The organism is Streptomyces sp. NPDC107581, assembly GCF_055657175.1.
The window spans coordinates 660,474-674,280 of sequence record NZ_JBVKBH010000002.1; the positions used below are offsets into that span (position 1 = coordinate 660,474).

Annotated in this window: 11 protein-coding genes and 1 pseudogene; 7 read left to right on the forward strand and 5 right to left on the reverse strand. The window is 72.3% G+C overall.

The window, feature by feature from the left end; translation table 11 throughout:
* Positions 1 to 296, forward strand: a pseudogene (locus tag ACZ7P3_RS06490) (hypothetical protein); the annotation flags it as partial.
* Here ACZ7P3_RS06490 and ACZ7P3_RS06495 read toward each other — a convergent pair.
* The 3 genes from ACZ7P3_RS06495 to ACZ7P3_RS06505 form a co-directional block, all read right to left on the reverse strand.
* On the reverse strand, positions 274 to 1,023 hold the full coding sequence (locus tag ACZ7P3_RS06495; protein WP_472079360.1) for a class I SAM-dependent methyltransferase: 750 nt from the start codon (positions 1,021 to 1,023) through the stop codon (positions 274 to 276). The pseudogene ACZ7P3_RS06490 and the gene ACZ7P3_RS06495 sit on opposite strands and share 23 nt — an antisense overlap.
* A gap of 5 nt (positions 1,024 to 1,028) precedes the next feature.
* On the reverse strand, positions 1,029 to 1,334 hold the full coding sequence (locus ACZ7P3_RS06500; RefSeq protein WP_472079361.1) for a 4a-hydroxytetrahydrobiopterin dehydratase: 306 nt from the start codon (positions 1,332 to 1,334) through the stop codon (positions 1,029 to 1,031).
* Positions 1,335 to 1,537: 203 nt separating this feature from the next.
* Positions 1,538 to 2,626 carry an ADP-ribosylglycohydrolase family protein gene (locus ACZ7P3_RS06505; protein WP_472079362.1) on the reverse strand — a complete coding sequence of 363 codons (1,089 nt, stop codon included), beginning with the start codon at positions 2,624 to 2,626 and terminating at the stop codon, positions 1,538 to 1,540.
* A gap of 136 nt (positions 2,627 to 2,762) precedes the next feature.
* Here ACZ7P3_RS06505 and ACZ7P3_RS06510 point away from each other — a divergent pair, with 136 nt between their 5' ends.
* The 6 genes from ACZ7P3_RS06510 to narI all read left to right on the forward strand — a co-directional run bounded on the left by ACZ7P3_RS06510 (position 2,763) and on the right by narI (position 11,320).
* Complete coding sequence (locus ACZ7P3_RS06510) at positions 2,763 to 3,692, forward strand: helix-turn-helix domain-containing protein (RefSeq protein WP_472079363.1); 930 nt, start codon at positions 2,763 to 2,765, stop codon at positions 3,690 to 3,692.
* Between the two features lie 197 nt (positions 3,693 to 3,889).
* Positions 3,890 to 4,753: a helix-turn-helix domain-containing protein gene (locus tag ACZ7P3_RS06515; RefSeq protein WP_472079364.1), complete on the forward strand. Its 864-nt coding sequence runs from the start codon at positions 3,890 to 3,892 to the stop codon at positions 4,751 to 4,753.
* A 78-nt stretch (positions 4,754 to 4,831) separates the two neighbouring features.
* On the forward strand, positions 4,832 to 8,464 hold the full coding sequence (locus ACZ7P3_RS06520; protein WP_472079365.1) for a molybdopterin-dependent oxidoreductase: 3,633 nt from the start codon (positions 4,832 to 4,834) through the stop codon (positions 8,462 to 8,464).
* The gene (gene narH, locus ACZ7P3_RS06525; RefSeq protein WP_472079366.1) at positions 8,464 to 10,107 is read left to right on the forward strand and encodes a nitrate reductase subunit beta; all 1,644 of its coding nucleotides are present in this window, start codon (positions 8,464 to 8,466) and stop codon (positions 10,105 to 10,107) included. Before ACZ7P3_RS06520 ends, narH begins: the two co-directional genes overlap by 1 nt.
* Positions 10,107 to 10,601 (forward strand): nitrate reductase molybdenum cofactor assembly chaperone, encoded by a 495-nt coding sequence (gene narJ / locus ACZ7P3_RS06530; RefSeq protein ID WP_472079367.1) that lies wholly within the window; start codon positions 10,107 to 10,109, stop codon positions 10,599 to 10,601. Before narH ends, narJ begins: the two co-directional genes overlap by 1 nt.
* Positions 10,598 to 11,320, forward strand: a complete 723-nt coding sequence (narI, locus tag ACZ7P3_RS06535) for a respiratory nitrate reductase subunit gamma (protein ID WP_472079368.1) — start codon at positions 10,598 to 10,600, stop codon at positions 11,318 to 11,320. Before narJ ends, narI begins: the two co-directional genes overlap by 4 nt.
* A 22-nt stretch (positions 11,321 to 11,342) precedes the next feature.
* Here narI and dnaK read toward each other — a convergent pair whose 3' ends face one another.
* Together dnaK and ACZ7P3_RS06545 are read right to left on the reverse strand one after the other, a co-directional pair.
* Positions 11,343 to 13,208, reverse strand: coding sequence for a molecular chaperone DnaK (gene dnaK, locus ACZ7P3_RS06540; protein WP_472079369.1), 1,866 nt, complete (start codon positions 13,206 to 13,208; stop codon positions 11,343 to 11,345).
* 148 nt (positions 13,209 to 13,356) lie between these two features.
* A complete protein-coding gene (locus ACZ7P3_RS06545) occupies positions 13,357 to 13,782 on the reverse strand; it encodes an OsmC family protein (RefSeq protein WP_472079370.1) in 426 nt (141 codons plus the stop codon).
* Between the last annotated feature and the right edge of the window lie 25 nt (positions 13,783 to 13,807).

The following is a 13,807-nucleotide window of genomic DNA, read 5'->3' on the forward strand; positions in this document are numbered from 1 at the left end:
TGCCGGTGGGCCGGTGGGCCGGTGGGCCGGTGGGCCGGTGGGCCGGTGGGCCGGTGGGCCGGTGGGCCGGTGGGCCGGTGGGCCGGTGGGCCGGTGGGCCGGTGAAAAGCGTCCTCGACGACGGGTTCGTGAAGGTCGAAGGCGTCTTTCCGCCACGAGTCGCGGAGGACCGCACTCGGCTGCTGTGGCGGGAGACGGGTCACGACCGCGAGCCCCTCGGCACCTGGAAGGACCCGGTGGTAAGGACCCGGATCCGGGTCGGCTCGACGGACTTCAGCCGTCCGCCGGCTTCCTGAAGGCGCGCACCTCGAAGACGGGGTCGGGGCGTGGGCGGTCCTGGTCCGGCAGTCGGGCGAGGCCCGCGGCGAACCTCTCGGTGCGCGGATCGCCGGGCGGCAACAGGGTGAACCAGCCGCGTCCGAGGTCGGCGATGGTGGCCCGGGGGCTGCGGCCCTGGCCGACGCCCGGGAAGCAGGCCTGTCCGGACGGGGTCAGACCCTGCTCGGCGGCATGTGCGGTGACGGCGTCCGCGGCGTCCTGGGCGGGGCGGCGCGGGCGCGGAGCGAGGACGGCGTCGATGTCGCTGCCGACATCGTGCGCGGCGGCCTTGTCGACGGTGGTGACGTAGACCCCGCCGGGCCGCAGGACGCGGGCGCATTCGGCGACGACGGCCCGCGCCTCGGCGGCGTCGGAGAGCAGATGCAGCAGCCAGATGCTGGTGACCGCCTCGAAGGTGGCGTCGGCGAAAGGCAGACGGCGGCCGTCGGCCCGCAGGATCGCCCCGGGCAGACGGGCCACCGCCCGGCGCGTCATGGCCTCGGCGAGGTCCGCGCCCGTCACGCGCAGGGCGGGCCGGGCCGCGGCGAGTCGCCGGGTGACGATCCCGGTGCCGCAGGCGGTGTCGAGGAGGCGGCCCGGCCGGTCGGGGATCAGGCCGAGGACGGCCCGGGTGGCCGCCTCGGCCCGGGGCTCGCCGCCACGGGAGATGTCGTAGGCGCCAGCTTCCTTGTCGTAGTCGAGCACATCCCTCAGTGTGGCCGGTGACCTGGGGCGATGTCCTCCACCCTGCGGGCGAGCGCGAAGTCCTTCTCGGTGAGCGCGCCGCCCGCGCTGTGTGTGTTCACGCTGAGGAGGACGGTGTGATAGCCAAGGGTGAGGTCGGAGTGGTGGTCCAGCTCGTCCTGGATCCGCGCGATGTGCACGACGAGCGCCGCCGCCGCGAAGTGCGAGTCGAGCCGGTAGGTGCGGGTGAGGCGGTCCCCGTCCACCGACCAGCCGGGCAACTCGGCCAGCCGGTCCTCGATCTCCTTCTGCGACAGCGGTTCGACGGCCATGGCCGGTCTCCCTTCGGGGCGGGCGAGTACTCGTTCAGCCTGCCATGCCCGGCCCCGCACGCACCTCGCGTCCGACCCGGCGCGCACTCCTGCGTGGCCGAGTCAGCGCCCGGCCCGGCGTGCACTCCCGCGTGCCCGAGCCCGCGCCCGGCGATCACTCCCGCGTGCCCTAGCCCGCGCCCGGCCCGGCGCGCACCGCGCCCTCAGGCCCGTACCCGCTCGGCCGCGAGGTCGTCCGCCAGTGCGGCGATGCGGGCGCGGCCCTCCACCCGCTCGACCCAGGCGTGCGGCAGGCCGACGTCGCCGTGCCGGGCGCCGAGCAGGTTGCCGCAGATCGAGCCGGTGGAGTCGCTGTCACCCGAGTGGTTGACGGACAGCAGCAGGGCGTCCTTGACGCGGGGCTCGGCCAGGGCGCAGTAGACGCCCAGGGCGAGGGCCTCCTCGGCGACCCAGCCCGCCCCGAGGGACTCGGCCTTCTCCGCGGTCGGTGCTCCCTCGGCGGCCAGGTCGAGGGCCCCGCGCAGCGCGGCCGTGGTCTCCTCGTGCCCGGGGTGGCGTTCCAGCAGCCGCAGCGTGCGCAGTACCGCGCCCTCCAGGGACTCCCCCGTGACCAGGTGCGCCACGATCGCGGCCAGCGCGCCCGCCGCGTAGTAGCCGGTGGGGTGGCCGTGGGTGATCTGGGCGCCGCGGGCGGCCATGGCGAAGGCCGCGTCGGCGGGGCACACCAGGCCGAAGGGTGCCGAGCGCATCACCGCTCCGCAGCCCTTGGAGCCGGGGTTGACCTCCCCCGGCCTGCCGTCGAGCGGGAGCAGCGGGTCGGGGGCGTACATCTGGGCGGCTCCGGACAGACAGGCGTTGCCGGGAGCGCGGCGGGCGTACAGCCAGGCCTCGGTGACGAGGCCGCCCGCGGGAGCGCCGAGCTGCGGCGGTGCGGCCTCCTCGGGGCCGGACTTCGTCTGGGTGCGCAGCCACCGCTCATAGGCCCACCGCAGCAGCAGGGCCCAGCCGCCCCCGATCCCCTTCTCACGCTCCCGTGCGTGGGCCTGGACGAGGGCCTCGGCGGTGAACAGGGTCATCTGTGTGTCGTCGCTGATCAGGCCCACCGCCCCGTGCGCGCCGGGTACGAGGCCGAGCACGCCGCGCTCGCCGTGCGCGGCGCGGATCCGGTCGAGGGAGGAGAACTCGACGGGGTACCCGAGGGCGTCGCCGAGGGCCCCGCCGAGCAGACAGCCCCGGACCCTGGCCCGGTACACCGCCGCGGCCTCCCAGTTCGGCGTCCCCGGCTGGTTCATGCGTGCCCTCCTCAACTCCGGTGTCCGGCACCGGCCGTCGACACTCCGGTCTCCGGCAGTGGCCGTCGGCGGGTCTTCCCGACCGTCGGCAGGTCTCCTCGGCCGTCGGGCGGTCTCCTCGACTACGGTCGTCCGTATGACCATTGTCGCGACCGGCCTCTCCGCATCCGCCACCGCCCCCGTCGGCAAGACCCGCGGGACAGACAGGACGGGCAGGACAGTCAGGACGGGCAGGACGGACAGGACGGGCAGGACGGACAGGGGGGACAAGGCGGACAGGAACGACAAGGGCGTGGGCCCGCTGCTGCGCGCCTGGCGGGAGCGGCGCAGGATCTCGCAGCTGGAGCTGGCGCTGCGCGCCGACTCCTCGGCGCGGCACATCAGCTTCATCGAGACCGGCCGGTCCCGGCCCAGCGAGGAGATGGTGCTGCGGCTGGCCGAGCACCTGGACGTGCCCGTGCGCGAGCGCAACGCCCTGCTGGTGGCGGCCGGCCACGCCCCGCGCTACCCGGAGACCCCGCTGGACGACCCGGCGCTGGACGTCCTGCGCGACGGGATGGAACGCCTCATCCAGGGGTACGAGCCCTACCCGGCGCTGGTGGTGGACGCCGGCTACACGGTCGTCGCCGCCAACCGCGGCATCGCCATGCTGCTGGAGGGCGTACCGGAGAAGCTGATGACGCCGGCCCCGAACGCGATGCGGCTCACCCTGCACCCGGAGGGTCTGGCGCCGCGCATCCGCAATCTGCGCGAGTGGCGCGGGCACCTGCTGGCGCAGATGGAGCGGCAGCTCGCCCTGCACCGCTCGGAGCCGCTGCGCGCCCTGTACGAGGAGGTGGCGGCCTACCCGGTGCCCGCGGACGCGCCCGGGACCGAGCCGGCCGAACCGGTGCCGTACTTCGCGCTGCCGATGCTGATCGAGCACGAGGGCCGGGTCCTGTCGTTCGTGTCGTCGATCTCCACGTTCAACACCCCCATGGACGTCACGGTGGCCGAACTCGCCATCGAGACTTTCCTTCCCGCGGACCCCGCGACCACCAAGTACCTGCACACACTGTCCGTTTGACGGTCCTTGTACCGGCATGCGCCGGCCGGTCGGCCGTCCTTGCACCGGCATGCGCCGGCCGGTCGGCCGTCCTTGTACCGGCGCACACTGGCCGGTTGGTCGTCCTTGCGCCGATGCGGGTCCGGTCGAGAGCGTGTGCGAGCGGGCGGCGCGTGGCAGACTGCCCGGGTACTTCGGCGCGTAGGGGAGGGCGTGGCGTGAGTGAGCGGCGGGCTGCGCCCACCGTGGGCCAGGTGGTGCTCGGCAAGCGGTTGCAGGAGCTGCGTGAGGCGGCCGGGCTCAGCCGCGAGGAGGCCGCCCGGGTGCTGAGGGTGGCGCCCGCGACCGTACGGCGGATGGAGATGGCCGAGGTCGCGCTGAAGATCCCGTACGTACAGGTGCTGCTGTCCACCTACGGGGTGGCCGAGGAGGAGGCGGCCGCGTTCGTGCGGCTGGCCGAGGAGGCGAACCAGCCCGGCTGGTGGCAGCGGTACCACGATGTGCTGCCCGACTGGTTCAGCCTGTATGTGAGCCTGGAGGGCGCCGCCCGGATCGTCCGCTCCTACGAACCGCACTTCGTGCCCGGCCTGCTGCAGACCGAGGCGTATGCACGCGCGGTGATGGAGGCCGGGACGATAGGGCAGACCGGGCCGGAGACGGTCGAGCGGCATGTGTCGCTGCGCATGGAGCGGCAGCGGCTGCTGGAGCGGGACGATCCGCCGCATCTGTGGGTGATCATGGACGAGACGGTGCTGAGGCGTCCGGTGAGCATCCGGCCCGAGGTCATGCGCGACCAGCTGGACCGGCTGCTGGAGTACGCCGCCCGGGACCGGGTCACCCTGCAGCTCGCGGAGTTCGCGGCCGGCCCGCATCCGGGAACGTACGCGCCGTTCACGCTGTTCCGGTTCGCCGAGCCGGAGCTGCCGGACATGGTGTTCACCGAGTATCTGACGGGTGCGCTGTATCTGGACTCCCGCCGGGAGGTCGCCGCGCATCTGGAGGTGCTGGACCACATGACGGCACGGGCCGCCTCCGCGCAGCGCACCGAGAAGCTGCTGCGGGAGTACCGCGAGGGCCTCTGACCCGGACGGGTGGTCTGAAAAGGTGCGTCTCCCTGCCCGCCCCTAGGTTCGAACCATGGGCCAGCAAGGGAGCCGCACGTGACCGACACCCACATACCGCCCGCGGAGCCGGGGGCGGCTCTGTTGAGCGTCGGGAGGTTCTTCCGGCCCGGCACGCCCGCCGGTGGTCCGCAGGACGGTCCGCCGGTGGGCCCGGACCGCCGCGGGCACACACCCCGCGACTGCCCGCTATGCGCGTCGTTCCCCTGGTCCACGTATGCGCCGGCGCGGGTGCGCCACCCGTATGTACGGGGTGTCCTGCTGGAGATGTACCGGGAGGCGAAGCAGCGCCTGAAGGACCCGGTTCTGGCGTGGGCGGACGTCCAGGGGGACCCGGAGCGCCGTCGCCGTTACCAGCGGGCACGGGGCAGGGGCGGTCTGGTGCGGGCGGGCTGGGCCGAGGCGGTGGAGCTCGTCGCCGCCGCGCAGGTGCATACGATCAAGACGTACGGCCCCGACCGGATCGCCGGTTTCTCGCCCGCTCCGGCGAGGTCGATGGTGTCGCACGCGGCCGGCGCCCGCTTCCACTCGCTGATCGGCGCGCCGATGCTGTCGTCCTCCGACCGGTACCCGGACCTTCCCGTGGCTTCTCCGCAGGTCTTCGGCGATCAGGCGGATGTGGCGGATTCGGGTGACTGGTGGGACGCCGCGTATCTGTTGATGTGGGGCTCCCGGGTTCCGGTGCCCCGTGCGCCGGACGCGCACCGGATGGCGGAGGCGCGCTACCGCGGGCAGAAGGTCGTAGTGGTCGCGCCGGACCACGCAGGCCAGGCGGACCAGGCCAAGTTCGCCGACGAGTGGCTGCATCCGCATCCGGGCACGGACGGGGCACTGGCGCTCGCGATGGGGCATGTGATCCTCAAGGAGTTCTTCGTCGACCGTGAGACGCCGTTCTTCGCGGACTACGTACGCAGGTTCACGGACCTGCCGTTCCTGGTGACGCTGGCCGAGCGGGACGGGGCGCATGTGCCCGCGAAGTTCCTGCGGGCCCGCGATCTGGGCCAGGGGGGCGAGGGGGCGGAGTGGAAGACGGTCGTGCTGGATGCGGTGTCGGGCCGCGCGGTCGTGCCGAACGGTTCGCTGGGTTTCCGCTGGACCGAGTCCGGGCGGGGCCGGTGGAACCTGGAACTTGGCGGTATCGAGCCGCAGTTGAGCCTCTACGGCAGCCGGGTCGCGGTGCCGGTGGAGGTGCTGCTGCCGCGCTTCGACACGGAGGGGAGTGCGCAGGGCCAGGGCCGCGGTGGGGTGCTGCGCCGGTCGGTGCCCGCGACGCGGCTGGGCGGGGCGAGCGGCCCCCTCGTGACGACGGTCTACGATCTGCTGCTGGCGCAGTACGGTGTCTGGCGGCACGGCCTCCCGGGCGCCTGGCCGGCTTCCTACGACGACGCGCGGACACCCGGCACCCCCGCCTGGCAGGAGGCGCTGACCTCGGTCCCGGCGGCCGGGTGCGTGAAGATCGCCCGCGAGTTCGCGCGGACCGCCGAGCGGTCCGGGGGCCGTTGCGTGATCCTCACGGGCGCGGGCACCCACCACTGGTTCCACTCCGAGACGGTCTGCCGTGCCTTCCTCGCCCTGCTCCAGCTGACCGGCTGCCAGGGCCGCAACGGCGGCGGCTGGGCGCACTGCGCGGGGCAGGAGCGGTGCCGCCCGTTGACCGGCTGGGCGACCCTGGCGGCCGCCTCGGACTGGTCGCGCCCGCCGCGGCAGATGACCGGCACCGCGTACTGGTTCCTCAACGCCGGCCAGTGGCGCTACGACCGGTTCGGCACCGAGGTGCTCGCCTCGCCGCTGGGCGAGGGCAGGTTCGCGGGGATGACGGGTGCCGACTGCGTGGCGCTGTCGGCGCGTTCGGGGTGGACGCCGTCGTACCCGACCTTCGACCGCAACCCGCTGGAGCTGGGCGCGGGGGCCGGCGATCCGGTCGCGCAGGCGGTGGCGGAACTGCGGGCGGGCACCCTGAAGTTCGCCTGCGAGGATCCGGACGCACCGGAGAACTGGCCGCGTGTGCTGACGCTGTGGCGGGCCGATCCGTTCGGCTCGCCGGCGAAGGGCGCGGAGTGCTTCACCCGGCACCTGCTGGGCACCCACTCGTCACTGCGCACCGAGAAGGCGCCCGAGGAGGCGCGACCCCGGGACGTGAAGCGACATGAGAAGGCGCCCGAGGAAGTACGGCCCCGGGACGTGAAGCGACACGAGGAGGCGCCCGAGGAGGCGCGGCCCCGGGACGTGAAGTGGCGCGAGGAGGCGCCCGAGGGCAAGCTCGACCTGCTGGTGTCCCTGGACTTCCGGCAGACGTCCTCGACGCTGCTGTCGGACGTGGTGCTGCCCGCCGCGACCCCGTACGAGAAGCACGACCTGTCCAGCACGGACATGCGTCCCCCCGTGCGCTCCTTCACCCCGGCCGTGGATCCGCCGTGGCAGGCGCGCACCGACTTCGAGACGTTCAAGGCGCTGGCCGAGCGGCTGAGCGAGCTGGCCGCGGACCACCTGGGCGTACGCAGGGACCTGGTGGCCAGTGCCCTGCAGCACGACACGCCGGACGAGATCGCGCAGCCGGGCGGTGTCGTCCTGGACTGGAAGCGCGGGGAGTGCGAGCCGGTGCCCGGAAGAACGCTGCCGCACCTGACCGTCGTGGAGCGCGACTACACGGCGGTCGGCGCGAAGTTCGCGGCGCTCGGCCCGCTGGCGGAGGAGCTGGGGCTGCCCGCCAAGGGCATCGCCCTGCGGCCCGACGAGGAGGTCGACAGGCTGCGGGAGTCGAACGGTACCGTGCGCGGCGGTCCGGCCGGGGGCCGGCCGGCCCTGGACACGGCGGTGAAGGCCGCGGACACCGTCCTCGCGCTGTCCGGGACGACCAACGGGCGGCTCGCCACGCAGGGCTTTCGCACCCTGGAGGCGCGCACCGGCCGGGAGATGGCACATCTGGCCGCCGAGCACGAGGGCAGGCGGATCACCTACACGGACGCACAGGCGGCAACGGTGCCGGTGATCACGTCACCGGAGTGGTCGGGCAGCGGGTCCGGCGGCCGGCGGCACACCGCGTTCACGCTGAACACCCAACACCTCAAGCCGTGGCACACGCTCACCGGGCGCCAGCACTTCTTCCTCGACCACGACTGGATGCACGAGCTGGGCGAGGCGCTGCCGGTGTACCGGCCGCCGCTGGACACGAACAAGCTGCTCGGCGAGGAGCGCCCCGGCCCGGACGGGCAGCGGCAGGTGACGGTCCGCCGTCTCACCCCGCACGACAAGTGGTCCATCGACTCCCAGTACCAGGACGACCTGTTCATGCCGGCCCTCTCCCGCGGCGGGCGGAACATCTGGATGTCCCCCGAGGACGCGGACGCGATCGGGGTGAAGGACGACGACTGGGTCGAGACGGCCGACCGCAACGGCGTGGTGGTGGCCCGCGCGGCCGTCTCGCACCGGATGCCGGCCGGCACGGTCTCCATCCACCAAGCGCAGGAAGGCACGGTGAACGCCCCGCGGGCGGAGACGACCGGCCTGCGCGGCGGCATCCACGACTCACCCACCCGTCCGGTCCTCAAGCCCTCCCATCTGATCGGCGGCTACGCCCAGTTGTCCTGGGCGTTCGACTACCTGGGCCCGACGGGCAACCCGTGCGACGAGGTGACGGTGCTCCGCCGCCGCAGCCAGGAGGTCGAACACTGATGCGTCCCATGGCCCAGATCGCGATGGTCATGAACCTCGACAAGTGCATCGGCTGTCACACCTGTTCGGTCACCTGCAAGCAGGCATGGACCAACCGGCGGGGCATGGAGCACGTCTGGTTCAACCATGTCGAAACCCGGCCCGGGCCGGGCAGTCCGCGCCGCTACGAGGACCAGGAGAAGTGGAAGGGCGGCTGGCGGCTGAACCGCCGGGGCGCGCTCGGACTCAGGGCGGGCGGCCGGCTGCTCAAGCTCGCGGGGATCTTCTCCGACCCCGGGCTTCCGGAGATCAAGGACTACGACGCACCCTGGACGCACGACTGCAGGAACCTCGCCGACGCCCCGCTCGGCGACGGCGTCCCGCTCGGCGACGGCGTCCCGGTCGGGCGTCCACTGCCACGGCTCGACGGGAAGCCGATGAAGATCGAGTGGTCGTGGGACCGCGACGACGCCCCGGCCGGCGCCCCCGACCACGGCGATCCCGACCACGGCGACCCCGACCACGGCGACCTCGACCCGATGGTGGAGCGCATGCGTCAACGGGCTTCCGAAAAGGTCCGGCTCGCATTCGAGCAGACGTTCACGTTCTCTCTGCCGCGCATCTGCGAGCACTGCCTGAACCCCTCGTGCGTGGCCTCCTGTCCGTCCGGGGCGATGTACAAACGGGCGGAGGACGGCGTCGTCCTGGTCGACCAGGACCGCTGCCGGGGCTGGCAGCGGTGCGTGACCGGATGCCCGTACAAGAAGGTGTACTTCGACCACCTCACCGGCAAGGCCGAGAAGTGCACCCTGTGCCTTCCGCGCCTGGAGGCGGGCCTGCCCACCGTGTGCTCGGAGACCTGTGTGGGCCGGCTGCGCTATCTCGGGGTCGTCCTCTACGACGCCGACAAGGTGACCGCGGCCGCCTCCGTGCGCGACGAGAGGGCACTGTACGAGGCTCAGCTGGACGTCTTCCTGGACCCGGAGGACCGCGGGGTGCGGCGGGCCTGCCGGCAGGCGGGGATCCCGTACGACTGGCTCGAGGCGGCCCGCCGCTCCCCCGTGTATGCGCTGATCAGCAGGTACCGGGTGGCGCTGCCGCTGCATCCGGAGTACCGGACGATGCCGATGGTCTGGTACATCCCGCCGCTGTCGCCGGTGGTGGACGCGCTGACCGAGACCGGGCACGACGGCGAGGACCAGCAGAACCTGTTCGGCGCGATCGACACCCTGCGCATCCCGCTGGAGTACCTGGCGGAGTTGTTCACGGCGGGCGACACGGGACCGGTGCGCGCCTCGCTGGAACGGCTCGCCGCGATGCGCTCCCACATGCGGGCGATCAACCTGGGCGAGGAGCCGGACCCTCGTGCCGCCTCGGCCGTCGGCATGGATCCGGGCGAGATCGAGGAGCTGTACCGGCTGCTGGCGGTCGCCCGGCAAGAGGACCGGTATGTGATTCCGGCCGCGGCCGCCGGGGACGCGCGTCGGCTGGAGCAGTCGGCGCTGCCCGGGAGGTGCAGCCTCGACCACGACGGCGGCCCCGGGATGGGCGGCGACGGGCCGTCCGGCCAGGACTCGGGGCGCAAGGTGCTGCCGCTGGTGTCGTTGGAGGACTTCCACGCCCTGCGCAAGCGGCGGACGACCGACGACGCGAGGGAGACCTGATGCCTTCGGATGCCGTGCTGTACCAGGCGTCGGCACTCTGTCTGACCTATCCGGACGAGGACCTGGTGGAGAGGCTGCAGCTGGTGCGCGAAGCGGCCCCGCAGCTGCGGGAGTTCGTGGACCACGCGGCGCTCACCGCACTGCCGGACCTGGCGGCGCACTACGTGCAGGTCTTCGACTTCAGGAACCGGCACAGCCTCTACCTGAGCTGGTGGCGCGACGGAGACACACGGCGGCGCGGGATGTCGCTGGTGCGGTTCAGGGACCTGTACCGCGCGCACGGTCTGGAGTTCACCGGGCAGGAGCTGCCGGACTTCCTGCCGGCCGTGCTGGAGTTCGCGGCCCGGACCGGCAACACCGATCCTCTGACGGAATACCACGACGGCCTGGAGCAGCTGCGTTCCCGGCTGACCGAGGCCGGCACACCGTATGCGTCCATCCTGGACGCGGTGTGCGCCACATTGCCGACCGTGCACAGCGGGGTGCGCTCATGACCACATTCCTGTGGGGCGTCCTGCCCTACATCGCCTTCACCGGCCTCGTCGCCGGACTGCTCTGGCGTTACCGCTACGACAGGTTCGGCTGGACCACGCGTTCCTCGCAGCCGTACGGGTCGAGGCTGCTGAACTTCGCCTCGCCGGTGTTCCACTACGGCATCCTGTTCGTGCTCGTCGGACATCTGACCGGACTGTTCGTACCGATGTCCTGGACGCGGGCCCTGGGCGTCGACGATCACACCTGCCGCCTGCTCTCGCTCTACGGCGGTACGGCGGCCGGGCTGCTGGCCGTCGCCGGGATCCTGCTGCTCATCCACCGCCGCCGCACCAGGGCCCCCGTCCCCAGGGCGACGACGGCCAGCGACCGGACCATGTACGTCTTTCTGCTCGCCGCGCTCGTCACGGGCCTGGCCGCCAAGCTGAGCCATGTCTCCGCCGACGGCTACAGCTACCGGGAGACCATCGCGCCCTGGGCCCGCAGCCTGTTCATCCTCCGCCCCAGGACGGAGCTGATGGCGGACGTGCCGGTGCTGTTCCAGATCCACGCGGTGACCGGCATGGTGCTGATCGCGCTGGTCCCCTGCACCCGCCTCGTCCACATGTTCAGCGCCCCGGTGCCGTACCTGTTCCGGCCCTACGTCGTCTACCGCCGGCGCGACCCCGGGCAGCTGGGGCCGCGCCCGGAGCGGCGGGTCTGGGAGCGGATCGGCGGCTAGGGCTCTGCCGGGCGGTCAGGTGCTAGGCCGCGCCGCCCTTCTGCTCCCGTTCGTCGTCCACGATCTCGGCGTCCACCACGCCTTCCTCGTCCTGCGGTGCGGCCTGCTCCCGGGGGGTGTCGTCGGGTGTCTGCTGCTGCCCCTGGGCGTACATGGCCTGGCCCATCTTCTGGCTGACGGAGCCCAGCTTGTCGAGGCCGGTGCGCAGGGCGCCCGTGTCGGCGTTCTGCTCCAGCAGGCCCTTGAGTTCGGTGGCCGCGGCCTGCACCTCGGACCTGGTGTCGGCCGGGATCCGGTCCTCGTTGTCCCGGATGAACTTCTCGGTCTGGTAGACGAGCTGCTCGGCCTGGTTGCGGGTCTCGGCGGTCTCGCGGCGTTTGCGGTCCTCCTCCGCGTACTGTTCCGCGTCCCGCATCATGCGGTCGATGTCGTCCTTGGGCAGGGCGGAGCCGCCGGTGACGGTCATCTTCTGTTCCCGGCCGGTCCCGAGGTCCTTGGCGGAGACGTGCATGATCCCGTTGGCGTCGATGTCGAAGGCGACCTCGATCTGCGGGACACCGCGCGGGGCGGGCGGCAGTCCGGTGAGGTCGAAGACGCCGAGTTTCTTGTTGTAGGCGGCGATCTCGCGCTCGCCCTGGTAGACCTGGATGCCGACCGAGGGCTGGTTGTCGGTGGCTGTGGTGAAGATCTCCGCGCGCCGGGTCGGGATGGTCGTGTTGCGTTCGATCAGCCTGGTCATGATGCCGCCCTTGGTCTCGATGCCCAGGGACAGCGGGGTGACGTCGAGCAGCAGGACGTCCTTGACGTCGCCGCGGATGACACCGGCCTGGAGGGCCGCGCCGACCGCGACGACCTCGTCCGGATTGACGCCCTTGTGCGGGTCCTTGCCGGTGAGCTCCTTGACCAGGTCGGTGACGGCGGGCATCCGGGTCGAGCCGCCGACCAGGATGACGTGGTCGACCGCGGACAGCTCCACCCCGGCGTCCCGGACCGCCTGGTGGAAGGGCGCCCTGCAGCGGTCCAGCAGGTCGGACGTCAGTTCCTGGAACTGGGCGCGGGTCAGCTTCTCCTCCAGGTGCAGCGGGCCGTCGGCGGAGGCGGTGATGTAGGGCAGGTTGATCGAGCTCTCCGAGGACGAGGACAGCTCGATCTTGGCCTTCTCACCGGCCTCGCGCAGCCGCTGCACGGCCATCTTGTCGGCGCCGAGGTCGATGCCGTACTGCCCCTTGAAGCGCTTCGCCAGGTGCTCGACGATCCGCTGGTCCCAGTCGTCGCCGCCCAGGTGGGTGTCGCCGTTGGTGGCCTTCACCTCGATGACGCCGTCGCCGATCTCCAGCAGGGACACGTCGAAGGTGCCGCCGCCCAGGTCGAAGACGAGGACGGTCTGCTCCTCGCCGCGGTCCAGGCCGTAGGCGAGGGCGGCGGCCGTCGGCTCGTTGATGATCCTCAGTACCTTCAGGCCGGCGATCTCCCCGGCCTCCTTGGTGGCCTGCCGCTGGGAGTCGTCGAAGTACGCCGGTACGGTGATCACCGCGTCCGTGACGTCCTCGCCGAGGTAGGCCTCCGCGTCCCGCTTCAGCTTCTGCAGCACCCGAGCCGACAGCTCCTGCGCGCGCATCCGGCTGCCGTCGACCGTGCCCTGTTCGGGGAAGCGCCAGTCCGGATCGCCCATGTGCCGCTTCACCGAGCGCGCGGTGCGCTCCACGTTCGTCACGGCCTGCCGCTTGGCGACCTCGCCGACCAGTACCTCACCGTTCTTCGCGAACGCCACCACGGAGGGGGTGGTCCGCGCGCCCTCCGCGTTGGCGACGACGGTGGGTTCGCCGCCCTCCAGGACGGCCACCACCGAGTTCGTCGTCCCCAGATCGATCCCGACCGCACGTGCCATGGTTCGTCCCCTTCCACCAGGACGGATCCGCCAGAGTGCCTGCCGCTCTCCCAGCACAGATCGTGCGTACGCCCTTGTCAATGGACGGGTACCCGGAAACGGTGGTGCCGCGCCCCCGGGCGGGAACGCGGCACCGGGTCCGGCGGCCTCAGGCCAGCTCGGCCGTCAAGGTGATCGTCGTACCGGTCAGGGCCTGGCTGACCGGGCAGTTCTTCTTGGCGTCCTCGGCCGCCGACCGGAAGCCGTCCTCGTCCAGGCCGGGAACCTCGCCGTGGACGGTGAGGTGGATGCCGGTGATGCCCTCGCCGGGCTGGAAGGTGACGTCGGCCTTGGTCTCCAGACGGGTGGGCGGGGTGCCGGCGCCGGCCAGGCCGTGCGAGAGCGCCATGGAGAAGCAGCTGGAGTGGGCGGCCGCGATCAGCTCTTCGGGGCTGGTCTTGCCGTTCGCCTCCTGGGCGCGCGAGGCCCACGTGACCGGCTGCCGGGCGATGCCGGAGGAGTCGAAGCTGACGACGCCGTTGCCCTCGAGCAGGTTGCCTTCCCAGACGGTGTGTGCGGTGCGCGTGGTAGCCACGGTGGTTCCTTTCGCGTGGGTCCGG

Coding starts and splice junctions, on each gene's coding strand:
- ACZ7P3_RS06500 (WP_472079361.1), bottom strand. CDS start 1,334: ATGGCCGTCGAACCGCTGTCGCAGAAGGAGATCGAGGACCGGCTGGCC.
- ACZ7P3_RS06505 (WP_472079362.1), bottom strand. CDS start 2,626: ATGAACCAGCCGGGGACGCCGAACTGGGAGGCCGCGGCGGTGTACCGG.
- ACZ7P3_RS06510 (WP_472079363.1), top strand. CDS start 2,763: ATGACCATTGTCGCGACCGGCCTCTCCGCATCCGCCACCGCCCCCGTC.
- narH (WP_472079366.1), top strand. CDS start 8,464: ATGCGTCCCATGGCCCAGATCGCGATGGTCATGAACCTCGACAAGTGC.
- narJ (WP_472079367.1), top strand. CDS start 10,107: ATGCCTTCGGATGCCGTGCTGTACCAGGCGTCGGCACTCTGTCTGACC.
- narI (WP_472079368.1), top strand. CDS start 10,598: ATGACCACATTCCTGTGGGGCGTCCTGCCCTACATCGCCTTCACCGGC.
- dnaK (WP_472079369.1), bottom strand. CDS start 13,208: ATGGCACGTGCGGTCGGGATCGATCTGGGGACGACGAACTCGGTGGTG.